Origin of the sequence: Sulfolobus sp. E5-1-F, from assembly GCF_009601705.1 — an archaeon.
Taxonomy (GTDB): domain Archaea; phylum Thermoproteota; class Thermoprotei_A; order Sulfolobales; family Sulfolobaceae; genus Saccharolobus.
On record NZ_CP045687.1, the window covers coordinates 707,017 to 732,611 of the forward strand.

Annotated in this window: 21 protein-coding genes and 8 pseudogenes; 13 read left to right on the forward strand and 16 right to left on the reverse strand. The window is 35.3% G+C overall.

Going from position 1 to position 25,595, the window contains the following annotated elements:
- Positions 1 to 5 precede the first annotated feature (5 nt).
- Positions 6 to 176: pseudogene (locus tag GFS03_RS13475) on the reverse strand (DUF4322 domain-containing protein); the annotation flags it as partial.
- Between the two features lie 301 nt (positions 177 to 477).
- On the opposite strand from GFS03_RS13475, the gene GFS03_RS03815 reads away from it, so the two are divergent.
- The 3 genes and pseudogenes from GFS03_RS03815 to GFS03_RS13810 all read left to right on the forward strand — a co-directional run bounded on the left by GFS03_RS03815 (position 478) and on the right by GFS03_RS13810 (position 4,323).
- The gene (locus GFS03_RS03815; protein WP_153422590.1) at positions 478 to 1,533 is read left to right on the forward strand and encodes an AAA family ATPase; all 1,056 of its coding nucleotides are present in this window, start codon (positions 478 to 480) and stop codon (positions 1,531 to 1,533) included.
- Between the two features lie 125 nt (positions 1,534 to 1,658).
- Complete coding sequence (locus GFS03_RS03820) at positions 1,659 to 2,588, forward strand: hypothetical protein (RefSeq protein ID WP_153422591.1); 930 nt, start codon at positions 1,659 to 1,661, stop codon at positions 2,586 to 2,588.
- 656 nt (positions 2,589 to 3,244) lie between these two features.
- Positions 3,245 to 4,323 (forward strand): annotated as a pseudogene (locus tag GFS03_RS13810) (transposase).
- A 404-nt stretch (positions 4,324 to 4,727) separates the two neighbouring features.
- Here the strand turns inward: GFS03_RS13810 and GFS03_RS03830 are convergent.
- Both GFS03_RS03830 and GFS03_RS13755 read right to left on the reverse strand, forming a co-directional pair.
- A complete protein-coding gene (locus GFS03_RS03830; RefSeq protein WP_153422592.1) occupies positions 4,728 to 4,970 on the reverse strand; it encodes a hypothetical protein in 243 nt (80 codons plus the stop codon).
- A 229-nt stretch (positions 4,971 to 5,199) separates the two neighbouring features.
- A pseudogene (locus GFS03_RS13755) lies at positions 5,200 to 5,592 on the reverse strand (PIG-L deacetylase family protein); the annotation flags it as partial.
- 117 nt (positions 5,593 to 5,709) lie between these two features.
- Here GFS03_RS13755 and GFS03_RS03840 point away from each other — a divergent pair.
- Positions 5,710 to 6,422 (forward strand): annotated as a pseudogene (locus GFS03_RS03840) (IS6 family transposase).
- A gap of 15 nt (positions 6,423 to 6,437) precedes the next feature.
- Here GFS03_RS03840 and GFS03_RS03845 read toward each other — a convergent pair.
- A pseudogene (locus GFS03_RS03845) lies at positions 6,438 to 6,614 on the reverse strand (PIG-L family deacetylase); the annotation flags it as partial.
- Positions 6,615 to 6,618: 4 nt separating this feature from the next.
- Positions 6,619 to 7,764, reverse strand: a complete 1,146-nt coding sequence (locus GFS03_RS03850; RefSeq protein ID WP_153422594.1) for a glycosyltransferase — start codon at positions 7,762 to 7,764, stop codon at positions 6,619 to 6,621.
- A gap of 132 nt (positions 7,765 to 7,896) precedes the next feature.
- On the opposite strand from GFS03_RS03850, the gene GFS03_RS03855 reads away from it, so the two are divergent.
- Positions 7,897 to 8,430 (forward strand): ADP-ribose-binding protein, encoded by a 534-nt coding sequence (locus GFS03_RS03855; protein WP_153422595.1) that lies wholly within the window; start codon positions 7,897 to 7,899, stop codon positions 8,428 to 8,430.
- 100 nt (positions 8,431 to 8,530) lie between these two features.
- Here GFS03_RS03855 and GFS03_RS13500 read toward each other — a convergent pair whose 3' ends face one another.
- From GFS03_RS13500 to GFS03_RS03880, 5 genes are all read right to left on the reverse strand, one after another.
- The gene (locus GFS03_RS13500) at positions 8,531 to 10,102 is read right to left on the reverse strand and encodes a hypothetical protein (RefSeq protein ID WP_238699184.1); all 1,572 of its coding nucleotides are present in this window, start codon (positions 10,100 to 10,102) and stop codon (positions 8,531 to 8,533) included.
- A 171-nt stretch (positions 10,103 to 10,273) separates the two neighbouring features.
- Positions 10,274 to 11,266: a hypothetical protein gene (locus GFS03_RS03865; protein ID WP_153422596.1), complete on the reverse strand. Its 993-nt coding sequence runs from the start codon at positions 11,264 to 11,266 to the stop codon at positions 10,274 to 10,276.
- A 414-nt stretch (positions 11,267 to 11,680) separates the two neighbouring features.
- Positions 11,681 to 12,826 carry a hypothetical protein gene (locus GFS03_RS03870; RefSeq protein ID WP_153422597.1) on the reverse strand — a complete coding sequence of 382 codons (1,146 nt, stop codon included), beginning with the start codon at positions 12,824 to 12,826 and terminating at the stop codon, positions 11,681 to 11,683.
- Between the two features lie 307 nt (positions 12,827 to 13,133).
- Complete coding sequence (locus GFS03_RS03875) at positions 13,134 to 13,505, reverse strand: PIN domain-containing protein (RefSeq protein WP_153422598.1); 372 nt, start codon at positions 13,503 to 13,505, stop codon at positions 13,134 to 13,136.
- Entirely contained in the window at positions 13,481 to 13,702 is a 222-nt protein-coding gene (locus GFS03_RS03880; RefSeq protein WP_153422599.1) for a VapB-type antitoxin, read from the reverse strand. Before GFS03_RS03880 ends, GFS03_RS03875 begins: the two co-directional genes overlap by 25 nt.
- A gap of 218 nt (positions 13,703 to 13,920) precedes the next feature.
- On the opposite strand from GFS03_RS03880, the pseudogene GFS03_RS13505 reads away from it, so the two are divergent.
- The 4 genes and pseudogenes from GFS03_RS13505 to GFS03_RS03895 all read left to right on the forward strand — a co-directional run.
- Positions 13,921 to 14,299: pseudogene (locus GFS03_RS13505) on the forward strand (IS6 family transposase); the annotation flags it as partial.
- 96 nt (positions 14,300 to 14,395) lie between these two features.
- A pseudogene (locus tag GFS03_RS03885) lies at positions 14,396 to 15,108 on the forward strand (IS6 family transposase).
- A 144-nt stretch (positions 15,109 to 15,252) separates the two neighbouring features.
- Positions 15,253 to 15,999 carry a hypothetical protein gene (locus GFS03_RS03890; RefSeq protein WP_153422600.1) on the forward strand — a complete coding sequence of 249 codons (747 nt, stop codon included), beginning with the start codon at positions 15,253 to 15,255 and terminating at the stop codon, positions 15,997 to 15,999.
- A gap of 308 nt (positions 16,000 to 16,307) precedes the next feature.
- Complete coding sequence (locus tag GFS03_RS03895; RefSeq protein WP_153422601.1) at positions 16,308 to 17,414, forward strand: ISNCY family transposase; 1,107 nt, start codon at positions 16,308 to 16,310, stop codon at positions 17,412 to 17,414.
- A 139-nt stretch (positions 17,415 to 17,553) separates the two neighbouring features.
- Here the strand turns inward: GFS03_RS03895 and GFS03_RS03900 are convergent, their stop codons facing one another.
- A complete protein-coding gene (locus GFS03_RS03900) occupies positions 17,554 to 19,668 on the reverse strand; it encodes a heavy metal translocating P-type ATPase (RefSeq protein WP_153422602.1) in 2,115 nt (704 codons plus the stop codon).
- Positions 19,669 to 19,722: 54 nt separating this feature from the next.
- Between GFS03_RS03900 and GFS03_RS03905 the strand changes: the two genes are divergently transcribed.
- A complete protein-coding gene (locus GFS03_RS03905) occupies positions 19,723 to 20,106 on the forward strand; it encodes a winged helix-turn-helix transcriptional regulator (protein WP_153422603.1) in 384 nt (127 codons plus the stop codon).
- A gap of 45 nt (positions 20,107 to 20,151) precedes the next feature.
- Positions 20,152 to 20,397 (forward strand): heavy-metal-associated domain-containing protein, encoded by a 246-nt coding sequence (locus GFS03_RS03910; RefSeq protein ID WP_153422604.1) that lies wholly within the window; start codon positions 20,152 to 20,154, stop codon positions 20,395 to 20,397.
- A gap of 208 nt (positions 20,398 to 20,605) precedes the next feature.
- On the opposite strand, the gene GFS03_RS03915 is transcribed toward GFS03_RS03910, so the two are convergent.
- The 4 genes and pseudogenes from GFS03_RS03915 to GFS03_RS03930 form a co-directional block, all read right to left on the reverse strand.
- Entirely contained in the window at positions 20,606 to 21,712 is a 1,107-nt protein-coding gene (locus GFS03_RS03915; RefSeq protein WP_153422601.1) for an ISNCY family transposase, read from the reverse strand.
- Positions 21,713 to 21,845: 133 nt separating this feature from the next.
- Positions 21,846 to 22,555: pseudogene (locus tag GFS03_RS03920) on the reverse strand (IS6 family transposase).
- Positions 22,556 to 22,775: 220 nt separating this feature from the next.
- On the reverse strand, positions 22,776 to 23,549 hold the full coding sequence (locus GFS03_RS03925; protein ID WP_153422605.1) for an Lrp/AsnC family transcriptional regulator: 774 nt from the start codon (positions 23,547 to 23,549) through the stop codon (positions 22,776 to 22,778).
- 394 nt (positions 23,550 to 23,943) lie between these two features.
- A complete protein-coding gene (locus GFS03_RS03930; RefSeq protein ID WP_153422606.1) occupies positions 23,944 to 24,123 on the reverse strand; it encodes a DUF1059 domain-containing protein in 180 nt (59 codons plus the stop codon).
- 140 nt (positions 24,124 to 24,263) lie between these two features.
- On the opposite strand from GFS03_RS03930, the gene GFS03_RS03935 reads away from it, so the two are divergent.
- On the forward strand, positions 24,264 to 24,617 hold the full coding sequence (locus tag GFS03_RS03935) for a hypothetical protein (protein WP_153422607.1): 354 nt from the start codon (positions 24,264 to 24,266) through the stop codon (positions 24,615 to 24,617).
- 6 nt (positions 24,618 to 24,623) lie between these two features.
- On the forward strand, positions 24,624 to 25,214 hold the full coding sequence (locus GFS03_RS03940) for a haloacid dehalogenase type II (RefSeq protein ID WP_153422608.1): 591 nt from the start codon (positions 24,624 to 24,626) through the stop codon (positions 25,212 to 25,214).
- Between the two features lie 254 nt (positions 25,215 to 25,468).
- On the opposite strand, the gene GFS03_RS13650 is transcribed toward GFS03_RS03940, so the two are convergent.
- Positions 25,469 to 25,594, reverse strand: a complete 126-nt coding sequence (locus GFS03_RS13650) for a hypothetical protein (protein WP_256365645.1) — start codon at positions 25,592 to 25,594, stop codon at positions 25,469 to 25,471.
- Position 25,595 lies beyond the last annotated feature (1 nt).

A 25,595-nucleotide genomic window follows, 5' to 3' on the forward strand; every position in this document is an offset into this window, starting at 1 on the left:
CAATTCCCTTCCTTTTCCAAGTAGTTTCTTATTGTTTGTGGCGAGACGATGTATATCTTAACCTTGTTCTCTATTGAGTCGTTCTACAAGGTTGCTGAGATAAGTCTTCTAACTTTCTCTCCCTTTTTTCTCTTGAAGTTTATCGTGGAAGGTAATTTATACCTTATCTGCTGAATGGGTGAGGGAGACCCGTATTACTATCTTGAATTCGCCTTCGATAATAAGGTTTCCCTCACCTTAATTCTTTTTCCAATTTGTTGACTGCTTTATACTGTAATTAATTCTGTTTCTTCGATAGATTCAATATTAGACAAGTAGTATTATTTTTTATAAAATGATTTTAGATCTATTGTCACGGAAGGGGACTTTCGCCCCCTTAACCCCCATAAAGTTAAATAGGATATATAAAGACGAAGGTTCTGCAACTACTAGACTTGGAAAAACGTTTTAATAACACCCTGTTAGTATACTAATAGGGTGTTAGTTATTTACTTTGACTTTAAACCTAAAGAGACTAAGGAGGATTTATTTGATAGGGAGGAAGAACTTAAGAAATTATTGTCGTGTAAAGATGAAACTATTGTTCTTCTCACTGGGATAAGAAGAATTGGAAAAACGTCACTTCTTAAAGTATTTCTAAATGAGAGCAAACTACCTTTCGCGTTAGTTGACGTTAGATCTCCTCTAACATCTTATAGATCCCTTTATACAATATTTTCAGATGTCCTATCTCAGTTAAATAAAAAGAGAAGAGTTATTGATCTCTTAAAATACGTAAAGGGAATCTCCATCTTTGGTATAAATATATCATTGTCGTGGGATCCTAAGAATAGACCATCCCTTTTGGAAATAATGGATAGAGTGGATGAAAGTGGAAAAGTGATCGTAGCCTTTGATGAGGCTCAGAATTTAAGGGGAAAGTTAGCTAACGATTTCCTCTCAATTTTAGCACATTGCTATGACTATTGCAAAAATGTTACGTTTATTCTAACAGGTAGTGAGATTGGACTGTTATATGACTTCTTAATGGTTGATAATCCTTCATCCCCACTTTATGGTAGACATATTGAAGAAATTAGGTTAAATAGGTTCACTGAAGAACAATCATTGGAATTCTTGAAGGAGGGATTTAGACAAGCTAATATTTCACCTGATGAGACAGTATTGCAATACGCAGTCAGTAAGCTAGATGGTGTCGTTGGTTGGTTAACTGAATTTGGACATAGATGTGTTAGGATAGGTGATGTGAAGAAGGAAATAGTCGATGAAGTATTAGAAATTGCGGGTAGACTAGCGTTAGAGGAACTGAGTCATTTCTCTAAGGATTATATTTTAGTAGTTGAGGCAATTGCTAAAGGGTATAATAGGTGGAGTGAGTTGAAGAGATACTTGGAGGATAAGAAGAAAAGGAGAATCTATGATGCTGAGTTGAAGAGATACTTGGATAAACTCGAGAAGAGAGGCTATGTAGTAAAGAAGGAGGGTGGAGAATATGAGTTAACAGATCCCGTTCTAAAAAACGCATTAGCTTAAAAAGTATTATTATCCAATTTTTATCTTTCTTATATCAAAATATTAGGGAGATGATATAAGCTTTCTAACGCTAAACATTATATAGAGTAGATAACAATTTATTGTACCAAATATAAAAGTATCTTGTGAGCAACGAAGAGATAATTAATACTATAATCAAGAACCCCCAGCTAATATCAGCGTTGGCTGAGAAAGTCTATGATAAACTTAAGGACGAAATAGTAATAAAAAAGCTTGAAGAGAACACTCAAGCAATAAAAGAATTACAAATAGTAATAGTTGAATTACAAAAAAATGTTAATGAACACAATAGGATTTTAGGAGAACATTCGAAGGCTATACAAGATTTGCAAAAGGCTGTTAATGAGCATTCTGAAGCAATAAGGGGTCTTCAAATTGCCGTAAATGAAAACACGAAAGCTATACAAGATTTGCAAAAGACAGTCGATGAGCACACAAAGGCAATACAAGAGCTACAGAAATCTGTAAACGAGCATACGAAGGCTATACAAGATTTGCAGAAGGCAGTTATCGAGCACTCAAAGGCTATACAAGATTTGCAGAAAGCGGTGAATGAACATTCTGAAGCAATAAGGGGATTGCAGAATGCGGTAAACGAGCATTCGAAAGTAATACAAGAACTGGTTTACGAACAAAGGAAGCTCTCGGTAGAAATAGGGAGTTTTACTAACAGGGCTGGTAGAAATATGGAGAAGACTATACTAATGCTCTATAAGAAGGCTCTAGAACTACATGGAGTAAATGCAGATAAGGTAATTCACGGAAACATAATTGATACTTTAGGGGTTATAGAAAAGGACAGAGTTTTTGAGGTAGACTTTTATGAGACTAACGATTACATATACGTTTTTGAAATAAAGAACTTTGCAGATGAGGGGGCATATGAACAAATGCTAAATAGGAAAAAGTTGTTCTCTGCACTTTATAATAAACCTCTAAAGTTATTCCTAGTAGCTAATTATGTTAGAAAAGATATAAGGGAACTTCTAGAGAAGGAAGGAGTAATAGTAATATCGTCTGTAGATGTTGAGTAATTGTGTTCTCTTAATATAATATGACGAGATAGTATGTTAAGGGGATATTTGAGTTTCCTTTGTAAATTATGAATGTATACAATAATTTAGTTAATTAAAAGTTAAGTTGGATAATTTGCTCTTATTATAGAAATAAATCGTTTTTATTTAGCTTTAGCTGAACATGGAATTTTTCTTGATGAGCATATGTTAAACATGGAGTATCCAGTGCTCATCAAATGGATTATATTAATAATCTTAAGTAGTACTTTGCGTAAATTTACCTCTAATCACTTAAACCTTAAATACTAAGACAGACTCTCCTCAAGGAGATTTAAATAATCATAAATACACTAAGCGTATATAATATAGACACTCTTAAATTTTGCATTGTAAAAATTAAACGTTATACACTATACGTCGTTTTCAAGAAACTACTACTTAAGCCCAGATAGAGAGGGTAGCGTTAAGTTTAGCAAATTATCTTGCTGGTTTATCCTCTTGGTGTATACCTCACTTCATCTTGCTCTACTATTATAGGAGGCTTAGGGTTAAGTACGTCAGTATGGGGATTTCATTTTTAGCGAAAATTACGCAGTAAATAAAATACAATAAGGCTAAATTTCGGATTTTAAAATAGAAGAAAAGTTTGTATATAAGGAAGGCGAACCTAACGTATGACCAGAAGCGGAAATCCTACCAGAACTTACGTTAGGTCCGCCTTCAAGAATTTATTATCCCTTTTCTCCCTAATATTCCTTTCTCTCCCAGATGAGAAGGTAAAAAAGATCTTGAGAACACTCTTGAAAGCTAGAGGAAGATACTTAAGCGAGCTTGGAAACGAGGGAAAATACACACTCAACGCCCTAAACTCGGTGAAAGCTGAGAACGTGATAAACGCAATAGAGGAACAGGCTAAAAAACTCCTCAAGAGACAAGAGGGTAGCGGTGGACTTCCACGCAATGCCACAATACCACAAATCGAAGAACTTACTAGCGAGAATAAAACCAACCAAGGGCACAACCTATGGACTAGTCCAAATAGCGATCTACCTCATGGGAAGAGTTAAGGGATTCATAAGCGTCCAACCCGTTACCGAGAAGAACGTAACAAAGAACTTCAAGGAAATCTTCACAAACCTAGAGAGACAAGTCAAGGAGCTGGGATTCAAGCTAACAATTGTCTTCGATAGGGAGTTCGCCGTGAACGAGGTACTCTCGTTCCTCGTGGAGAGGGGAGTTGACTTTGTCATAGCAGCTAGGTTGAACATGTATAAGAATTACCTCAAGGAGTTGGAGGAGATTAATGTAACCTACGCTGGGGTAACCTATACGGGTTTCTTGGTTAAGAGGCATCGCTCTGGAGCTTATTTGGTTATCTTGAGGGAGGGAGATAGGGTGATCTCATTTTTTGGTGAGGAGTAGGGTTTCGGAGTACGAGGCCATTTTCTTGGCTGAGATGTATAGGAGGAGGTGGGGGATAGAGACCGCATTTCGTTCCCTTGAGGGCTTTAGGATAAGGACGAGGACTTGTGATGTGAGGAAGGAGTTGGTTATCGTCCTCATCTCGTATCTCATAGTTAACGCTTGGTTTATTCTCTCATCTCGTCGGAGGATCAGGTTGAGGGAGTTCGCTGACGAGATGATCTCTCTTTCCTCGACTGAGATGAGGGGAGAGGGATCTCAAACGAGTTCTAAATCTTACTTGGACTACCCAGTTTGTTTGTATACTCGTTTACTTGTTTACTTGAATTGACTCACTCTCGCTTTCCCTTTATCTCACGTGCAATAAATTCTATATTCCTCTTCATTTAATTAGGAAAAGTGTTATTTTTCTTCTACTTTAGCACAATATAATATATTTTTATGAAGTGAATGTTAGCTTAATACTATTCTAGTATTTTTTAGTTTATATCAAGATTAAAGAAATCCCCATACTGACGTTACCTCTCTAAGCCTTTACGCTATTGACGAGAATAAGGTTATGTGTTAAGCTATTATCAAATTTGTTAGGGATGTTGTGACTATTCCTTTCTTCATGACTTGAGGAGTGGTCTTCACGTGTTGATTGTCCTAATTAACATGATTGTGAGTGAGTACTTTTGGGAGGGTTGATCGAGTTTATTTGTATTACTGACTATTAGCATATAATGCTCTGGTTTAATGCACATGAGGGTTTGTGAGAGAGATTACGCTGAACAAGGGTTTAGGGCCTTGAAGCTCCTCTCTATAACTTCCGTCAGAATTAGAATAGGCTAACGAGCCAGCTCTCAGCTTTCTTCCTAATTTACAACATCCTTTACCCTCAATTGCATTTAGTCGATGAAGAAGTAATAATAAATTCAAATATTTCAAATGCATGAAATTGTTGTTCATCTTCTCTATATTCGTGTATACTTTCATAATGTTCAGTTCGAAAGTAGGGATTTGTCCCGTTCCTCAATTGAAGATTTTCCTTCATTTCCCTTACCATTTTTCCCCAGCTGAAGAGAGTTACTCCCTTCAGCTAATTAACCTATATAGGTTTGCCCGTGATTTTGGTGAAGTTCAAGGGCAGAGAATTGGATACATTTAATGAAGCCCAAGCTATATATATCATTCACTTATAAATAAAATCTAAAAATTCAACAATTCAAACCTTAGTCCAAAAAACCTCATAGTCTCCAGTAAACTTATCTAAAGGAAGACCTCCAATCTGACTTTTATACTCATTTATAGCCTTAATCTTAACCTCCTTGTACTTTCTGATATCAAACACTACTTTCTTCCAATGAACTTCATTAGAGCCCCATATTAAGTAGAAGTAAGCCTTTGGATACAACTTCTCTATCACTTTACCTATCTTAGCGTGGTCTGGATGACTATCAAAGGGTATTGGGGAAAAGACTAAATCTTTTCCTCGTAAAAAGTCGACTAAGGCATTTTCAACATCACTTTAGTTAACCTTAGAATCCTCGAAGTTCAGAAATGTAATCTCAACTATACCTAAAATCTTACTAGCCTTTAATGCCTCTTGCCTCCTAATCGAGTGTGGTCAACAATTTAATTAATTTGAAATTAATCGTATAAGTTGCTTCTATTATAGAAATAAATCCTTTTATTTAGCGTAATACCTTTTTGGGTGAGCACGGGATTTTTATTGGTGAGCACTTGATGAACAGATGGAACATCCCCGTGCTCACCCAAGTTATTTTAATCCTAATGGAGTATATTAATCTTAAGCCAAGATTTCACGTTAGGGAGGAGGTCGCGTTAGGCTTAGCGAGTTATCTAGCTGGCTTATCCTCTTGGAGGACTACGTTACCACATTCCACCTTGCTTTACTATTACAAGAGGCTTGGTAGGGTTAAGTACGTTGTGTCCTTGAGTGGTCTTTACGCTATTGACGAGACTAAGGTTGTTTGCGTTAGGGGTAATTATTATTACGTTTGGATCGTTAGGGATGTTGTGACTAAGGCTATTCCTTTCTTCATGGTCACTAGCTTGAGGAGTGGTCTTCACGTGTTAATTGTCCTAGTTAACATGAGGGGGATTGAGGAGATCGCGAGTAGGTACTTTAAGAAGGTTGATCGAGTGGTTTACTTGCATGATGGTTTACCAGCTTATAATGCATTTGACTGGTTTAATGTTGGGCACAAGTGGGTTACGTTTGGTAGGAGGGATTACGCTGAGCAGGGGTTTAGGACATTGAAGCATAGGCTCTCCTCTATGGACTTTCATTTCCCTTGGAGTTCAAATAGGTTGACGATTACGAGTTGGCTCTCTACCTTCTTCCTAATCTACAACATTCTTTACACTCAAGTGTATTTAGTGGATAGGAGAGTGATAATAAATGCAAATATTTCAAATGCATGAAATTGTTGACCACACTCTCCTAATCTCAACTAACTCCTTACTCCCCTTTAGCTTCTCATCTGGAGAACCGTATCTTCCATCAGTTACTATAACTACACTTACATTATAACCCCTTTCCTTAAAGCTCTGAATAACCCCACCACAGCATAAGGTCTCGTCATCTGGATGAGGCGCAACAATCAAAACTTTCATATGGTTATCTCTTAGCAAAGGCTTTTATATCTTCTAACTCGGCTTTAACTACTTTATCCCACGAGGAATATTCCTCTGGAATAGGTACCTCTTCTCCTTTGAAATTCGATATTAAATCCGCTAATCCCTTTATGTCATTCTCTCTTGCCAAATGAACTCCCTTAACCTTTCCATATATTTCCCTCAATGCTAGAGTATCGTAAGCAAACACTGGAGTTCCCACTGCTAAAGACTCAAGTACAACAAGGGAAAAACTATCGTAATGTGAAGGGTAGACTGTGAACATGGCTTTCGCTACAGTACTATAAAGTTCCTCATTTTCCTTAAAGCCTAAATATTCAATGTTTACGTCAAGCCTCTTAACTAAAGAAAGGAAATCTTCCTTATCCCTCTCATCTACGAATTGGCCCATAACGTAGAGCTTAACATCTCTCCTTAATTTTTTCCAGATCAAGGGAATTTCAAAAAGTCCCTTTTCAGGCATGAGTCTCGTAAAGTAAACAGCGTAATCTTCCTTGTTCTCCTCTCTCCTAAACTTCAGTAAATCCTCATCGAAAGCATTTCCCGGTTTAGTCACCCTATAACTTATGAGCCTATCTAAACCGGAATTTACTAAAGGTACCTTGCTTACAGAAATTGCGAAGTTTAAATCGCCTCTTTCTATCAATCCCTTCCATTTTACTTCTTCTCTCTTTGACTCCTCCATCGCTTTCTTAAACTTTTCAACAGCTCTACCAGTTACTCCTCTAAACTTTATTTTGAAAATTGTTTTCACATCTTGATAAAATGGTTCCAATTGTAGTTGAACCCCTATAGGCGCAGAAGTTATTCTTCTAGCTAGCTCAACGTTTTCAGAGGAATTATTATAAACAACCGCAATATCATATCTTTTTTCCGTTTTAAGTCCCTCCAAGAATTCCTCAACACTACTGCTCTTTTCCAATAGTTCAATGACGTAGTCTGGAGTAGAGTTCAAGCTCACTAGTAGGGAGATTAGATCTTTCCTAAATGAGTAAAGCCTAACGTTTCGTAAAGATGGTATTATATCTACGTTAACCATTTTCGGTAATCGCTTCATGATCTCAAGGTTTCTCTTGTATCCCCCAGTCTTTTCGTTAAGTCCAAAGTCAACAATCGCCAAAAAGTTCATTGTCTAATGATTAGCGAAATAGCCTTTTAAAATTAATATTAACGTGGTCTTTAACACTAAGGATTGAAATATGAGAATCTTATTTTAGGGACTTAGGAAGATTATAAAGTGCAAAAATGGAATAATGTAATTATGTACAAGAACCCATACGGTCTCGAGATTCACTTAATTAAAGGTGATATAACGGAAATTGAAGCAGATGCAATAGTTAACGCAGCTAATTCCTATCTGCAACATGGTGGTGGAGTAGCCTATGCAATAGTGAAAAAAGGAGGTTACGTAATTCAAAAGGAAAGTAACGAATACGTTGAAAAACACGGTCCAGTTCCAGTTGGAGAAGTAGCAGTTACTGGTGCAGGGAAGTTAAAAGCAAAATACGTTATTCATGCAGTAGGCCCAAGGTATGGGATTGAGGGAGAAGATAAGTTAGAATCAGCGATTTTCAAATCACTATTAAAGGCTGAGGAGCTTTCATTAACCTCAATAGCCTTACCTGCAATCTCAACTGGAATTTACGGCTATCCGTATGAAATATGCGCCAGAGTTATGGCGAATATACTAAAAAATTATAAGCCTAAAACCTTGAAAAAGGTTATAGTCTGCCTCTACTCCCAAGACGCATATGACGTTTTTAAAAACATTTTTGATACAGTTTTGAAAAGCTAATCGATTTCTCCTTTTTTTAGTTATTTTAGATATATCCTAATCATCAGCTAATTTAGGTCAGATATATCCATTTACTAAGCTCTCAGAAATACTATACAAGTTAATAATGTATAAAAATAAAATTTATAAAAGATAAATACTTTATTATAAATATTGTAATAACAGCTAATAGTAGAAGTGATATAATACCCAATCGTTTCCTTAACGAGTAAAATGGTATCGCCAAAATCGGTAATGGGAATGAGACTGCTAAATAGGATATTAGCTGAATAACATCACTATCCTCAACACTCTTACTTCTCGTAATTAGAAATACAACGATCAAAAGAAGTGATATACTTGAAAACACTATCACGCTCATTAAATAGCCTGTTGCAAATAAGTATAAGGAATACACGAAATAGATTAGTGACGCGATCAACATTATCAAGTTAGATCTCAACTTTTTCTTATTCTTCTTATTAATACCTATTATTAGATATATTAAAACCCCAATTGCGTAAAAAATCCACGATGTTATTGAGTAATGATAGTAAATATATCCGATCAAGGGGATTATGAGAAAAACGTAAGAGAAATTACCAATAACGGAGGATAGCCCCGCGAGTGGATTTATCAGACTTAGGACTCCAATGAATAACCCTGTAGGGTTAACTCTAACTGGAAAACTTATTGCTATTGCTGACAAACTCAACAGAGTAAAGTCAAATACGTTAAGATAGTAGAAATAGAAAGCGAGAAATAACAGACCTATAGACACGATATAAGGTGAAAAAGAGATCAACGCATTCTTTACCCTTAATAAATACCTCCAGAACCTCAATCCAACTAGAAATGTTGCAGAAAGAGACAAGAATTCAGAAGCGCCATAATTACCTATGATAATGAAATACAGCGAGAACACGAAAGGGAGAGTATAGTATAAAATTGATTGGAATAACTTCCTTTTTTCATTGTTATTACTATTTATCACATCATAAGATGAAGATAAACTGAGTGGTGGGTAGAGAAAAGATAATATTGTTGGTACGATGTTCAATAACTTCCAATTAAATCGTTTCGCAATATACTTTACACTAATTAACCCAAGGAATGGGTAAAAAGGTGAGAAGAGTAAAGATGCCAATGGCGAAAAGGATAGAAGGAAGGGAACTAGATAAGGAATTTTATAGAAAATTAGGAGTGATGAAAGGTATACTGCTGTCGAAGTTTTAGTGTCTATTTTAATTTTCGTCTCAACCAAGGTTGAAATTACACCAGCAACTATTAGGAAAAATGCAATATTACCATAATCAACGTTCATGAAAACACCTCCTAATATTAGGAAAAATATGCCAGAGGAAATCAGCCCCTTCTTATCTAATGCGAATCCCAATAACAATATAAGGTAGTTCTCCGTGAGCATTGCGAAGAATGTTGAAAGTAGGAACGATATTGAAAATTTTTTATCCAGGTATAAAAGAGGATAAGGTAATAATACAAGGAAAGCGTGAATTGGTGAAAAAATCAACAGAATTGAAGAGACAAACACAGGGAAATATTTTAAGCCAAGATAAGAGGCTAAGGCATAAACTAACAAGATAGATAAGTAGAAGAAATACTGATCTTTGAGTAAGAATGAGGAAAGTAAAAGTAGTGTTCCAAGAATTGCTTCTTCCCTAAATTTCTCCATTCCATCTACTACCAATCCAAAGTTGCTTTAAAATTTTATTGACGAGAATTATAACGGTAAGATTCGTAATTTAACCTTATCGACCATCTCTAGCTTAAAAATAAGTTAAGACCATAAATGGTTTCATAACCAATAGAATGATAAACGCTGAATATTTCTGGTAATAAGATCTTAATCGACAACATAAGAGGCTATAATCTCAACTCCCTCTTTCTCAAGCTTCTCTTTAACTTCCTTTTCTATATAGTTAGTGACTACAAATACTTTTAAAGGTTTGTTGTAAAGTGCTGAGAATAACTTCTTCCTTATGAAAACTTGATCAATAACGCCCTTATCGGAGAAGTTCTTTATCTCGAAAACGTAGATGTAGTCATTAGTCTCATAGAAGTCCACCTCAAAGGACCTACCCTTCTCTATAACACCAACAGTATCAACTATTGTGCCATGTTCAACCCTTTTAGGATCTACACCATGAAGTTCTAAAGCCTTCCTATAAAGTTTTAACATTGTCCTTTCAAACCCTTTACCAGCCCTCGAAGTAAAACTACCCAACTCGACTGAGAACTTCTTTTGACTCCTAACTAGTCTAAGAATTATTCTGGAATGTCTTTCAATTTCTTTTTGGAGAGAGACTATTGCTTCTCCTTGTTTTTTCACCTCTTGTTGTAGCGATGTTATTGCTTCTCCGTGTCTCTTGACTTCCTCTTGTAGCGATGTTATTGCTTCTCCGTGTCTCTTAACTTCTTGTTGTAATGATACAATTGCTTCTCCTTGTTTTTTCACCTCTTCTTGTAAAGATTTTACTGCCTCTTGTAGCGATGTTATTGCTTCTCCATGCCTCTTGACTTCTTCTTGTAAAGATTTTACTGCCTCTTGTAGCGATACAATTGCTTCTCCTTGTTTTTTCACCTCTTGTTGTAGCGATGTTATTGCTTCTCCGTGTCTCTTAACTTCTTGTTGTAATGATACAATTGCTTCTCCTTGTTTTTTCACCTCTTCTTGTAAAGATTTTACTGCCTCTTGTAAAATCTGAATACTTCTAGTATTTTCTTCCAATCTCTTTATAACGATTTCATCCTTTAATTTTTCATAAACTCTATCAGCTATTGCGGAAATTAACTGTGGGTTTCTAAGGATTTCATCAACGACTTTCTCACTACTCATATGTTTTTGTATATATAGAGGAGTTTAAAAATCAATCTTAGACAAATGAGTATTACTACCGGGAGTGTTCTCATACAGTCATCTTATTTGGTATATAATAGTAAGGTCGTATCATACTAGAAATTTTCACAATTAATCACCTTTATGTGGCTAAGAGGTTAGATTATGCAGATGTTTCATGAAAGGTTTATATGAAACTTCATTATCTTTGTATAATTAATGTTTTTTTCCTAATGTAGAAATTTAAATCTTAAGTAGAGCTGGCTTAATGGGGTTTAGTAAAATTATTTATTCTTCATAAAAAGATGATTATTACATTATAACATTCTATTGAAAATCTATTGAAGAACTTCGCAACGTACTTTATATCGAAAGAAAAAGGGAAAAATCTCACTTTTTAACCCTTTCGATCTTTTAGAAACTTGAATTCGGTCTGTGCGGATTTGAAAACCCATCGTAGTTAAATAAATAGTTAGGAGGAATTCTTTTAGCAACATCTTCTTTGTTTATTAGTAACAACTCCGGTTGAATTATGGATAGAAGGATTCTTCCCTCTTCTCCATACTTAACTAGATCTCCATCATCACTTATTACTTGTGTATATGTGAAAGGTCTTGGAGAATAATAATGGATGTCATCTCCATTTACAAATCCAATTGAAGATTTACCTGCAAAGTGACCAAACATGGGTATAATTTTAACCCCGTAATAATTCTCTGCCTCTATAATAGACCTAGCATCAACTTCAACCCCCGAAACTTTTAAAACGGGCTTACGTTTCTTTATAAGCTCATTAAGCGGAGGACGACTAATTGTAGATAAAGTAGAAGTCATTAAACCAACTTCTGATTTATTAAGTAAATCGATTGCAGAAGACAGAGAATTACCTATTCTTTTTTGAACTTCTTCTTGAGGCAACAGTTTTAGTCCAGTAGTATCGAAACTCAGATCTCTATATTGCATATTCAGAAGATCTGCCAAATATTGATGCTCCCTAACAAAAGCACCTTGAGGACCTAATATTAAGAGGAGTTTGTCTTTTAATTTTTCATTATCAACAGTTGCGCTAATACCCGTATATTCATTTAACGCAGAGAATAACAAGGGCACTAGACCGTGGTAAACTGTCTTAGGTTTACCAGTAGTCCCTGATGAGCTAGACTTAAATAATGAGTAATCTTTTTTTGTTTTTAGTGAATTGGGAAGGAAGTAATTAAAATAACCATCTTGCTGATATAGTAACGAATAATTAGCCTCTCCCAAAAGCTGATATAAAGTTGTAGGTGCAGTTGGATCATTTTCGAGAGCTTCTACATCTTTCTTATATATTCCCTTCTTTTGAGCTACTTCCTTCCAAAAAGGAGCACCGTGATCAGGGTCAATATGTAAGGAAACTACTCTAGCTAGAAATGGAAATTTATTTTTCGATTTTAATTGTTCATATATTTCATCAAATGCCTCTTCAGGGTTTGAGTATCCTAAAACGTCTAAGAATGGTTTAGAAAAAGTAGTTAATACTAATTGTTTGTTATTGTTTATGTTTTCTATATACTCTCCCATATTAATAACCTTTATAGGATATTTATCCTTTTAATATTTAAGCTTATTATTGATAGGTTTAATACTTTCTTAAAGACTAAAATTTCTGTTAAAGTCTTGAATGGAAGAAAAAGGTCCAATTCCTAATGGTCTACAGTAAATGTGGAAACTCCTTTATGAAAAGGAACGGACAGATAGTCCTTTAGAAGATTGAAGATATATACACACTAAAGGAGATCCCAAGAGCAGAGACTCATTGAAATTTCAATAAAGCCCAAAGTGTGCATACTCTTTTTATTAATATGTCCAATTTTATCCCCTTGCAATATCATATAAGCTTCAATCCGTATTCCTCCAATCTCTCGAAGTGTTTCTTATTGTTAGTTCTTAAAGGTAAGTTATTTGCTATACATATAGAAGCTATAAGTAAGTCTGGATCTTGTATCAAATTTCCTTTCTTCCTCAATTCAGCATAAATCTTTGAGGCAACCTTTAGGGAGACATTATCTATACACACTACTTTAAGGTTAGTCTCTATCCAGACCTTGAACTCCTCTATGTTTCTCCCTATAAACGCTAGACCTCTTAAAAACTCATAGAGGTTTATACACGTAGTAAAATAACCTTTAATCTCGGTCGGATTACCTTTAAAATAGTCGATTATAACGTCAGTATCTAAGCAAACTCCCTTGCTTTCCAATTCTTCCTATCCTCCAATACAAGCTTTTTCAACATTTCAGCTTCCTTCTCTGTTAATCTTGGTACACTTTCCTCCTTAAATACTTCTTGAAAGAACTCATCCCAAGTTAAGGGTCTATTCAATTTGATTTCCATTTCCTTCTTCTTCCTCTCCAATAACTCCTTGACATCTTTGTTCACACTTATTGTAGACTTCACATGTAATTATTTAATTATGTAATTATTTAAGATTATCGAAGAGTGTAATCAACAATTTAATTAATTTGAAAGTAATTCTACAAGTTGCTTTTATTATAGAAATAAATTGTTTTTATTTAGCGTAATACATTTTTGCCACACTCCACCTTGCTCTACTGTTATAAGAGGCTTGTAGGGTTAAGTATGTAGTATCCTTGAAACGCTATTGACTAGACTTTTGCGTTAGGGGTAATTATTATTAAGTTTGGATCGTTAGGGATATTGTAACTATTCCTTTCTTCATGGCTTGAGGAGTGGTTTTCACGTGTTAACATGAGGGGGATTGCTAGTAAGTACTTTAGGAGGGTTGATCGAGTGATTTACTTGCATGACGGTTTACCAGCTTATAGTGCATTTGACTGGTTTAATGTTGGGCATAGGAGGGTTTGGTAGGAGGGATTACGCTGAGCAAGGACATTGAAGCATAGGCTCTCCTCTATGGACTTTCATTTCCCTTGGAGTTCAAATAGGTTAACGAGTTGGCTCTCGACCTTCTTCCTAATCTACAACATTCTTTATACTCAAGTGTATTTAGTGGGAGTGTGGTCAACAATTTAATTAATTTGAAATTAATCGTATAAGTTGCTTCTATTATAGAAATAAATCCTTTTATTTAGCGTAATACCTTTTTGGGTGAGCACGGGATTTTTATTGGTGAGCACTTGATGAACAGATGGAACATCCCCGTGCTCACCCAAGTTATTTTAATCCTAATGGAGTATATTAATCTTAAGCCAAGATTTCACGTTAGGGAGGAGGTCGCGTTAGGCTTAGCGAGTTATCTAGCTGGCTTATCCTCTTGGAGGACTACGTTACCACATTCCACCTTGCTTTACTATTACAAGAGGCTTGGTAGGGTTAAGTACGTTGTGTCCTTGAGTGGTCTTTACGCTATTGACGAGACTAAGGTTGTTTGCGTTAGGGGTAATTATTATTACGTTTGGATCGTTAGGGATGTTGTGACTAAGGCTATTCCTTTCTTCATGGTCACTAGCTTGAGGAGTGGTCTTCACGTGTTAATTGTCCTAGTTAACATGAGGGGGATTGAGGAGATCGCGAGTAGGTACTTTAAGAAGGTTGATCGAGTGGTTTACTTGCATGATGGTTTACCAGCTTATAATGCATTTGACTGGTTTAATGTTGGGCACAAGTGGGTTACGTTTGGTAGGAGGGATTACGCTGAGCAGGGGTTTAGGACATTGAAGCATAGGCTCTCCTCTATGGACTTTCATTTCCCTTGGAGTTCAAATAGGTTGACGATTACGAGTTGGCTCTCTACCTTCTTCCTAATCTACAACATTCTTTACACTCAAGTGTATTTAGTGGATAGGAGAGTGATAATAAATGCAAATATTTCAAATGCATGAAATTGTTGACCACACTCCCTCCAGCGATCACAAATTAGTCTCAAGAATAGTCAATCTAGTCTCATATGTTAGGTGTGGATATTGTTTGAGTTATTACTTTCGCTCGTCTCTATACTTATATATTGGTTTTTAAGAGTTTTATTCATGGATGTTTTCATTCAAGTGCTTAATGATGTTGTTACTGATTACGCTAAGAGTTTGGTGGAGAAGTCTAGGCAGGGTAAGAAGTTGTCTGAGCAAGACTACTTATTTCTAATGATGTATTTGAGTAGTAAGAGGATCGATGACTTGAGGCAAGATATGGATAAGAAGATTGACGATCTGAAAAGTTACGTTGATAAGAGGTTTGACGATACTAAGGCGGAGATCATGAGCGTCAAAGAAGAAATTAAGGGCTTAAGGGATTACACAGAGAGGAAATTCGAGGAATCGAGGGCCTATACGGACAAGAAATTCGAGGAGACTAATAAGAAAATTGAGGATTTGAGAAGCTACGTTGATAAGAAGTTCGAGGAATTAAGAACATATACTGACAAGAAGTTTGAAGAGACTAATAAGAGGTTCGAAGAGACTGACAAGAAGTTTGAAGATCTTAGAAGTTATGTTGATAGTAAGTTCGAGGAGTCGAGGGCCTTCACTGAGAAGAAGTTCGAGGAGTCGAGGGCTTATACGGACAAAAAATTCGAGGAGATGAAGTTGTATGTTGATTCTCAGTTTGTTAGGTTTAAGGAGTATGTTGATAAGCAATTTGAGCATATTGATAACAGGTTTGATGATCTACGTTCTGATATGAATTCGAAATTCGGTGAGCTAAAGAATGATCTGAATTTGATCATAAAGTTGTTAGTTGGGAAAAGGGGAGGAGAAGGAGAGGAAGAAAGATCATCATGATCTTTCTCTTTCCTAGTATCATGATTCAACCTTTATTAGGTAAGTGAAATTTATTGGGGTTAAGGAGAAGAAGTTTTATTGAAATTTCATAAAAACAAACTGTATTCAATTCTCACCCTTTGGATTTCGCTAAAGTTGCCGGCAAACCTATATAAGATACTAGGGTTAAGATGAGTGAGAAAATGGTGGATTAAAGCCTTACTTTGTTGAACATAATGTCAGCAGTTATCATATTTTCCCTTAGTAGTACCGAGTCCACGGTACTACCTAGAAAGTTTTTAACATTCTAGGTCATTTCATTAAAATATATGAAAAACGAGATCAAGGACTTGGTAAGTAGAGCTAAGGCAGAACTCGTAAACACCATCAATTTCGTAGTAGGAACACTAAGGATGCAAGGACTAACAAAAAAGGTCGCTATTGCTCTCGCCTTAATCGCATTCATAAGCGATAGAGCTAGCGTGAAGAACATCTCACAAACGTTCAACCTAGATTACAACAACCTACTCAAAGCGTTAGAGGAAGTGGAAAAAGCGTGGACGAACTACCTAGACAAATTAAGAGAACTAATCAAAGGACCAGTAATAATCATAATCGACGACACGTTCGACCACAAGGAATACGCTAGAGCTAGAAACAGAGCGAGCGGACAAGGAAACTACATCATGTGGTGTCAAGCACACAAGAGATTCGAATCCGGAGTCCAATTACTAACAATCGCAATCTACGATCTGAACACCAAGAAAGCTTACATGATAGGAGCCTTCCCCTACGCTACTAGAGAAATGTACGAGAGGGGAATGGTGAAGGAGTTCCAAACCAAGATCCAGATGGCCTCTGCATTAATGAAGCTGCTGAGAGCGAAGTTTCAAGTGATGAGAGTCGTCTTCGACTCTTGGTATTGGTCGAGTGAGCTCGTAACTGACAAGGTAGTGTCTGAACTGAAGTCCAATAGGAGAGTCCTCAGAGTCAAGTCAATCCAGGGGACCCATGATGAGGTGGAGGGTCACCTTCACGTGGGCGATCTACCCCCTGGAAGTTACTTGGTTGACTTGACCCTGAAGGACAAAGTTATTACAGTTAAGTTGTTCGTCGAGGAATATAAAGATTACGGCAGGAGGAACCTCTATACTACTGACCTATCCCTTAGCAAGGAAGAGGTTGAGGAGACTTGGAGGATAAGGTGGGAGATCGAGAAGTTTCACAGGGACATTAAGGTTCTAGGTCTTCAAGATACCTCTTTCTTCAAGAGGGTTAGGCTTCAAGGTTATGTCCTCCTCTTCGTGATGCTCGTTAACGCGGTTAGGGAGCTATTGGTCTCCCTTAACTTAAGGAGCGTTGAGGAGTTGTTGAGGTTCGTTGAAAGGCATTTAGGAGGGATAGTGGGATTAATGAAAATCTTTAAACTACGTTAAAATCTTATAACTGCTGATAATGTATTTTCAAGGGAGATAACTTGAACGAGACTTACCTGACAATAGTACAGTATATTATAGATACTGATATAATTTTACTAATAGCTCTCGAATAAGATGGCTACATGCCACATACAATTCAGAATCTTATTATTTTCGTAAATATTCTAGAATTGATAAATACCGAAAACAGACTTAATATCATTATAATCATTGCTAAATTCATAGACAATATTCCAATTACAGCTAACGGTATGCCAATTCCATTGTATGTTAATGCTAATATTATATTAGATGGAATAGCATAACTTAATCTTTTTCTATTTATAATTAATCCTAATAAGGTTCCAATATCGTTACTAACTAGGATAATATCTGCTACATTCTTTGAAATATCTACACCATTGCCCATAACAACAGAAACGTCAGCTAAAGCCAATGCGCCAGCATCATTAACACCGTCGCCTATCATTAAACATTTCTTTCCATTTTGCTTAAAATTTTCGATTATTTTCACCTTATCTTCTGGTGATAAACTTGAATAATACTCTTGAATATCTAAGTCTTTAGCAAGTTCTTTTACTTTATCCTCTCTATCACCACTTAAGATTACGAGCTCTAATCCCTCATTTTTTAACTCTTTTAAATGATCTTTTAGATTAGCTCTTGGAACGTCTGAGATATTGAAAGTTGCTTTTGGTTTACCATTTATGTAAACTATTATATCACTATTGCTATTCCTAGCCTTTTTTACTTCTATAAAATTATCACCTATCCTCCCTCTAACACCAACTCCGGGAATTTCTTCAAAATCTCTCACTTCATCTATGATTTTAACTCCTCTTTCTTTAGCATATCTAACTATAGCCTTAGCTATAGGGTGAGATGATAAAGCTTCAACAGATGCTGCATAAATTAAACTAATAGAATCACCAATAAACCTTGTAACAATTGGTATACCGTAAGTTAGAGTGCCAGTTTTATCGAAAATAACTATGTTAATATCTTTAATTTTTTCGTATACGTTTGAATTCTTAATTATCATTCCTTTACGTAACATTTTTTCGTATAATGAAAGAGCCACGGAAGGACTTGAAAAACCTATAGCACATGGATAAGCGATAGCCGATACGAGTAGACCATTAATAATACCATATAACCACAAATTTTCGCCTATTAAAATACCATAAATTCCCCAAGAAATTACGGTAAAGATTGATATAGCTAAAGCCAACGGTACCCATATCCTATCAATAACTTTATCAAAGAAAGTTAATGTAGCAGATTTTTTCTGTTTTGAGTTATTTACTAGACCAATTATTCTAGATAAGTAACTATTATCGTAATCTTCTGTAATTCTTACTTTTAAATATCCACTTCCATTGGTTGATCCTCCTATAACCATATCTCCTTTCCTCTTTAGTATTAACTCGGATTCCCCGGTTATTATTGCCTCACTTACTTCACTCTCACCATCTATTACTATTCCATCTAATGGTATTTTCTCTCCTGGCTTAACTATAACTACATCCCCCTTCTTTAGTTTAGTTATTGGAACATCCACACCATTAATTAAATGAGCATATGGAGGTCTTAATTCAATAATTTTATGGAACGCTTTTTCAACCTTATTATTCAACACTGCTCCCATCCATCCAGCTGATAAGTGTAACGATGTAAGTAGAGATGATATGAACAAGAAACCAACTAAATTTACATTAAAATTTAAAATCCCTATAATACCTAAAACATATGAGGAGATTCCTGCAACACCGTATAAAACATGTTCATTTAATATTCCTTTCCTTATAGCATACAATGCCCCTTTATAAATGGGTAACGCTATATAGAATAAGTTTAGAGAAGTCAATAATATTGAGAAGATATAAAATTCGTTAAAATTAGTTATAATGGGAAAAAGTTTAAATTCAAAGAAAAATAGTAAGCCCAAAAACGTAGTTAAGCTCCAGCTAATTATGGACCTTTTTCTTGAATCTTTTAATAACTCATTAGAATATTGACTCTTATCTGATACATAATATCCGAGTTTTTCTACCTCTTTTTTAATAGCTTCAGTGCTAACTAACGAAGGATCATATTTTACAAACACCTCACCTGATTCTAAGACAACCTTTACCTCCTTGACTCCATTTACTTTCTTTAAACCTTTCTCTATAGTTGATGCACAAAACGCACAAGCCATACCACCTACGTAAAATCTTTCTATCTTTCTATGATTTTGTTCTTCTGTCATCAACCATATAATAGTTACATATGTTTATAAACTATAAAGTTTATAGCAATTAATATGGTAAAGAGAGATAAAGTTAGTAAACAGCAGAGTTGCCCATTAATGGAGACTATAAATTTAGTTTCTAGGAAATGGTTACTCCTAGTCCTAAATACTATAGGTAATGAGGGTGAAGTAGGGTTTAATTCCATTTTAAATAGTATTAATGGTCTTAGTCCTAAGGCGTTATCGGATATATTAAAAACTATGGAGAATATGAGACTAATTAAAAAAGAGATAATAAGCTCTTCACCTCCTAGGGTTAAATATTCACTAACTCGTGAAGGGAAGAAGTTAAGGAAAGTGATAATTCCTTTATTTAAATGGGCTTCAGAGTATACTGGACATTATGAGTGTCCAATACTTCAGTCAAATAAACTAAATAAAGAGAAGTATAGCTAAAGAATAAAAGTTGGAAATATCTAATTATGGATAGGGAAAGTAGATATGAGGAAATTAGAGGTTGAAGTAAAAGGTATGTGCTGTGACCATTGTGCTGCCAATGTCAATAGAGGTTTAAAGGAGATAACCGGTGTAAAGGATGTGGAAGTAGATTTAAGGGAGGGATTGACATTTATTACCATAGATGAAAATACTGATATAAATAGGGTAATAAATAATATAAGAAATAAAATTAACTATCTTGGATATATACCGGGTGAAATAAGAATAATAGAGGTTGACGTGGCATGAAAGCTATTACCAATATTTTTCCAATACTCATCGTCTTGTTACCTATGCTATTTTTCACTATTAGGCATTCTTCATAGTACAGTTACCGGTAACTACATGACCCTAATACATACAGTGAATCAAGTTATCAATGACTGTGAACAATTTGCACAATACTGCGGGTGCTGCTAAGAAAGTTTTTAAGGTATTTAACAGCAGTTATAAGATTTTAACGTAGTTTAAAGATTTTCATTAATCCCACTATCCCTCCTAAATGCCTTTCAACGAACCTCAACAACTCCTCAACGCTCCTTAAGTTAAGGGAGACCAATAGCTCCCTAACCGCGTTAACGAGCATCACGAAGAGGAGGACATAACCTTGAAGCCTAACCCTCTTGAAGAAAGAGGTATCTTGAAGACCTAGAACCTTAATGTCCCTGTGAAACTTCTCGATCTCCCACCTTATCCTCCAAGTCTCCTCAACCTCTTCCTTGCTAAGGGATAGGTCAGTAGTATAGAGGTTCCTCCTGCCGTAATCTTTATATTCCTCGACGAACAACTTAACTGTAATAACTTTGTCCTTCAGGGTCAAGTCAACCAAGTAACTTCCAGGGGGTAGATCGCCCACGTGAAGGTGACCCTCCACCTCATCATGGGTCCCCTGGATTGACTTGACTCTGAGGACTCTCCTATTGGACTTCAGTTCAGACACTACCTTGTCAGTTACGAGCTCACTCGACCAATACCAAGAGTCGAAGACGACTCTCATCACTTGAAACTTCGCTCTCAGCAGCTTCATTAATGCAGAGGCCATCTGGATCTTGGTTTGGAACTCCTTCACCATTCCCCTCTCGTACATTTCTCTAGTAGCGTAGGGGAAGGCTCCTATCATGTAAGCTTTCTTGGTGTTCAGATCGTAGATTGCGATTGTTAGTAATTGGACTCCGGATTCGAATCTCTTGTGTGCTTGACACCACATGATGTAGTTTCCTTGTCCGCTCGCTCTGTTTCTAGCTCTAGCGTATTCCTTGTGGTCGAACGTGTCGTCGATTATGATTATTACTGGTCCTTTGATTAGTTCTCTTAATTTGTCTAGGTAGTTCGTCCACGCTTTTTCCACTTCCTCTAACGCTTTGAGTAGGTTGTTGTAATCTAGGTTGAACGTTTGTGAGATGTTCTTCACGCTAGCTCTATCGCTTATGAATGCGATTAAGGCGAGAGCAATAGCGACCTTTTTTGTTAGTCCTTGCATCCTTAGTGTTCCTACTACGAAATTGATGGTGTTTACGAGTTCTGCCTTAGCTCTACTTACCAAGTCCTTGATCTCGTTTTTCATATATTTTAATGAAATGACCTAGAATGTTAAAAACTTTCTAGGTAGTACCGTGGACTCGGTACTACTAAGGGAAAATATGATAACTGCTGGTATTTAATTTTTCTCTTTTCTCTCTAGAGTGTGGTCAACAATTTCATGCATTTGAAATATTTGCATTTATTATCACTCTCCTATCCACTAAATACACTTGAGTGTAAAGAATGTTGTAGATTAGGAAGAAGGTAGAGAGCCAACTCGTAATCGTTAACCTATTTGAACTCCAAGGGAAATGAAAGTCCATAGAGGAGAGCCTATGCTTCAATGTCCTAAACCCCTGCTCAGCGTAATCCCTCCTACCAAACGTAACCCACTTGTGCCCAACATTAAACCAGTCAAATGCATTATAAGCTGGTAAACCGTCATGCAAGTAAATCACTCGATCAACCCTCTTAAAGTACTTACTCGCAATTTCCTCAATCCCCCTCATGTTAACTAGGACAATTAACACGTGAAAACCACTCCTCAAGCTAGTGACCATGAAGAAAGGAATAGCCTTTGTCACAACATCCCTAACGATCCAAACGTAATAGTAATTACCCCTAACGCAAACAACCTTAGTCTCGTCAATAGCGTAAAGACTCAAGGACACAACGTACTTAACGCTACCAAGCCTCTTGTAATAGTAAAGCAAGGTGGAATGTGGTAACGTAGTCCTCCAAGAGGATAAGCCAGCTAGATAACTCGCTAGGCTTAACGCGACCTCCTCCCTAACGTGAAATCTTGGCTTAAGATTAATATACTCCATTAGGATTAAAATAACTTGGGTGAGCACGGGGATGTTCCATCTGTTCATCATGTGCTCACCAATAAAAATCCCGTGCTCACCCAAAAAGGTATTACGCTAAATAAAAGGATTTATTTCTATAATAGAAGCAACTTATACGATTAATTTCAAATTAATTAAATTGTTGACCACACTCTCTCTCTAGATACCCTTAATAATATCTTCATTGGATCACTGAGAGGGAGTTAAAATTGCAAAGGAGCCTTAAATTGTCCCCCGGGCTGGGTTATAGTCTCCTGATTATATAATATTTTCATAGATATTGTAATCATATTTAATACTTATAATAAATTTCTTATTCTCTTCTAACGCGTTTTTAATGCGTTTAGTTAATGAAAGCATATCTTCACTTACACCAATCATAAAAGTTTTTTCAGAGTCTGAAAATTTTAATATTTCTAAATCATTAAATTCATTAATGTAAGAATCGGAAAATACCGAAAACATTACGATATTAGCTCTCTGTAGATCAACTAGAGGAATTTTTTTAATTAAGTCACTATTAAATAATTTTTTTATTTTATTAGAAATTTTACTCTTATTAAGATTTAATTTTAATGATAACTCGCCAAGATCAATTTTCTGATTAAATTTTAAAAGATGTATTATTTGCTTATCAATATTATTAATGGAAATATTTTTGTTCACATTTATTTCCATAAATTTTTCGCCTTTAGTTAATGTTAATATTCTTTTCTTATTTTCTTCTAACTCTTTCTCACTTTTCCCAATGACCTCATAGATAGTATAACCTTCTATACACAAAAACTTAGATGTAACATACGGTAAGTCATAACCATGATCATACCCCTTAATAATTATAAAAGAATGTAAGTATCCTAAAACATTAGGATTTATATATATACTAAAGCCCTTTAAGATTCTGTTTTTAATATGAGTTTTTAATCTATAGTGTACAGCTTGATGTGAAATTTTAAGTACTTTAGATATATGCCTTAAGGATGTATTTCCTCTAAATAGCTCAATAATAATTTTCTTATCTATTTCGTCCATAAAATCATTTTATTTAGTTGGTTTATAACAGTTATTATACTTTCTACGAGTGTGGACAACAATTCTATGCATTTGAAACATTTGCATTACTCCTTTAGTAGTTTCCTGAAAATGACGTCAATTTGACTTTGCAGATTGTAAGAGTGATCCAATGAAGATATTATTAAGCGTATCTAGAGAGAAAAGAGAAAAATTAGATTGAATATAATATATTATTACAGTTAGGTTGCAGTTGAGGTCTACTGTTATCGTGATCTGGAATAATCTCCGGAAGGATTTCCAGATCCTCTTACGTTCCCTTACAATCTGCAAAGGAATACTGAATCACTTTATCTAGGAGAATTCAAAAACCCTTAAAAAATAAAATAACTTGTTACAAAAATTATGATAATCATTACTCTTTCTTAATTGCTTTTTGTATCATCGACATCATTTCTGGTGTGACTTCTTTAATATTATGAGCTTTTTCAGCATGCGCCTTAATTATTGCCATTAGTTCATCTTCCGACATAGCACCTTTCACTTCGAAATCGCATTTTTGTCCTACATCTTTGCACTTAAACGAATACGTCATATGCTACTATTCATCAAACGCTAATATAAGGATTCTTCAAATTTATTTTGACGTTTTTCACAAGTCATTATTGTTACATGATAAAAATATTTTTGACTTACTCTTTTATATTATCTATTTAATCGTGTTAATGGAGAGTCATGAAATATCTAATCTCCGTGTTAACTGATCCTACGGAAAGTAGAGGTAACATGGTGAAAGTAGCTCACGCTATCCTATATGCTATGGAACTAAAGAAAAATGGTCACGATGTTTTAATACATTTCGATGGAGGAGGAATTAAGACTTTTGAAAATGAAAGTTTGAGAAAGTATATAGAACTTGCTATAAAAGAGGGAATAGTGTATGGAGCATGTGGTTATTGTGCATCTCCCTCACATATAGGAGGTAAAGAAAAAATTGAGAAAATTGGGGTAAGATTGATTGGAAATGAAAGCAGTCATATTGGCATAGCAGAATTAATTAATGAAGGTTACTATCCAATTATAATGTGATATGAAATGTTATATGCATTCGACGTATACGGTACTTTATTTGACGTTAATAGCATAGTCGAGGAAGTTGGAAATATGGAGTTAGTAAATGAGTGGAGGAGGAAACAACTAGAGTATAGCTGGCTTTTAACAATTATGAATAGATATGAAAGTTTTTGGGAAATAACAAGAAAGGCATTAATGCACGCCATGAAGAAGTTTAACGTCTCTTTAGACGTAAACAAAGTCATGAGGGCATGGCTTAATCTTAAACCTTTCGAAGACGTAATAGAAGCTTTACCCAAAATAAAGGCAAGAAAAGTAACGTTAACAAATGGTGATGAATGGATGGTTAGAGAACTACTGAAAAATTCAAACTTATTAGAATATTTTGATGAAATGATAGCTGCTGAAAGAGTTAAAAAGTACAAGCCAGCTAGAGAAGTTTATAAATTAGTTGAAGGAGCAATTTTCATATCTTCTAACCCCTGGGATATAGCTGGTGCACATAATGCTGGATTATCTGTAATTTATATTAATAGATATGGTTATAATTTAGAGGAGATAGATATCGGAGGCGAATTAAAAATAATTAAATCCCTAAGGGAATTACTGTAAGATATACAAGTTACACAATTCCATAATACTTACAGTAGTTTCCTGAAAATGACGTCAATTTGAAATACCTTAAAAACTTCTTAGGATGATAATACCAAGATTAAAACAATGCCACACCCGCAGTATTGTGCAAATTGTTCACAGTAGGAGTTCTTGAATAATATCTCCTTTTTTTTGATTACAAGTCATTATTGTTTTAAACTCAATCATAGCAATGATGAGAGAATTCTTTTTATTTTCATCTAGTCCAATTATTATACATTTCTAGAGCTAAATAGTTCTGCTATATTGATAATTCTTTGTGTGTTTTCAACATCGATTATTATAGTAGTTGTTACATCCTTTCCTACTAATGAGCTAATTTTACTGCAGCACTCCATT

Excerpts from the sequence above, each read along its gene's own strand:
- GFS03_RS03935 (WP_153422607.1), top strand. The coding sequence starts at position 24,264 with ATGAAATATCTAATCTCCGTGTTAACTGATCCTACGGAAAGTAGAGGT.
- GFS03_RS03895 (WP_153422601.1), top strand. The coding sequence starts at position 16,308 with ATGAAAAACGAGATCAAGGACTTGGTAAGTAGAGCTAAGGCAGAACTC.
- GFS03_RS03905 (WP_153422603.1), top strand. The coding sequence starts at position 19,723 with ATGGTAAAGAGAGATAAAGTTAGTAAACAGCAGAGTTGCCCATTAATG.
- GFS03_RS03830 (WP_153422592.1), bottom strand. The coding sequence starts at position 4,970 with ATGAAAGTATACACGAATATAGAGAAGATGAACAACAATTTCATGCAT.
- GFS03_RS03930 (WP_153422606.1), bottom strand. The coding sequence starts at position 24,123 with ATGACGTATTCGTTTAAGTGCAAAGATGTAGGACAAAAATGCGATTTC.
- GFS03_RS03850 (WP_153422594.1), bottom strand. The coding sequence starts at position 7,764 with ATGAACTTTTTGGCGATTGTTGACTTTGGACTTAACGAAAAGACTGGG.
- GFS03_RS03915 (WP_153422601.1), bottom strand. The coding sequence starts at position 21,712 with ATGAAAAACGAGATCAAGGACTTGGTAAGTAGAGCTAAGGCAGAACTC.
- GFS03_RS03890 (WP_153422600.1), top strand. The coding sequence starts at position 15,253 with ATGGATGTTTTCATTCAAGTGCTTAATGATGTTGTTACTGATTACGCT.
- GFS03_RS03900 (WP_153422602.1), bottom strand. The coding sequence starts at position 19,668 with ATGACAGAAGAACAAAATCATAGAAAGATAGAAAGATTTTACGTAGGT.
- GFS03_RS03940 (WP_153422608.1), top strand. The coding sequence starts at position 24,624 with ATGTTATATGCATTCGACGTATACGGTACTTTATTTGACGTTAATAGC.
- GFS03_RS13500 (WP_238699184.1), bottom strand. The coding sequence starts at position 10,102 with ATGGAGAAATTTAGGGAAGAAGCAATTCTTGGAACACTACTTTTACTT.
- GFS03_RS13650 (WP_256365645.1), bottom strand. The coding sequence starts at position 25,594 with ATGGAGTGCTGCAGTAAAATTAGCTCATTAGTAGGAAAGGATGTAACA.
- GFS03_RS03925 (WP_153422605.1), bottom strand. The coding sequence starts at position 23,549 with ATGGACGAAATAGATAAGAAAATTATTATTGAGCTATTTAGAGGAAAT.
- GFS03_RS03855 (WP_153422595.1), top strand. The coding sequence starts at position 7,897 with ATGTACAAGAACCCATACGGTCTCGAGATTCACTTAATTAAAGGTGAT.
- GFS03_RS03870 (WP_153422597.1), bottom strand. The coding sequence starts at position 12,826 with ATGGGAGAGTATATAGAAAACATAAACAATAACAAACAATTAGTATTA.
- GFS03_RS03865 (WP_153422596.1), bottom strand. The coding sequence starts at position 11,266 with ATGAGTAGTGAGAAAGTCGTTGATGAAATCCTTAGAAACCCACAGTTA.
- GFS03_RS03910 (WP_153422604.1), top strand. The coding sequence starts at position 20,152 with ATGAGGAAATTAGAGGTTGAAGTAAAAGGTATGTGCTGTGACCATTGT.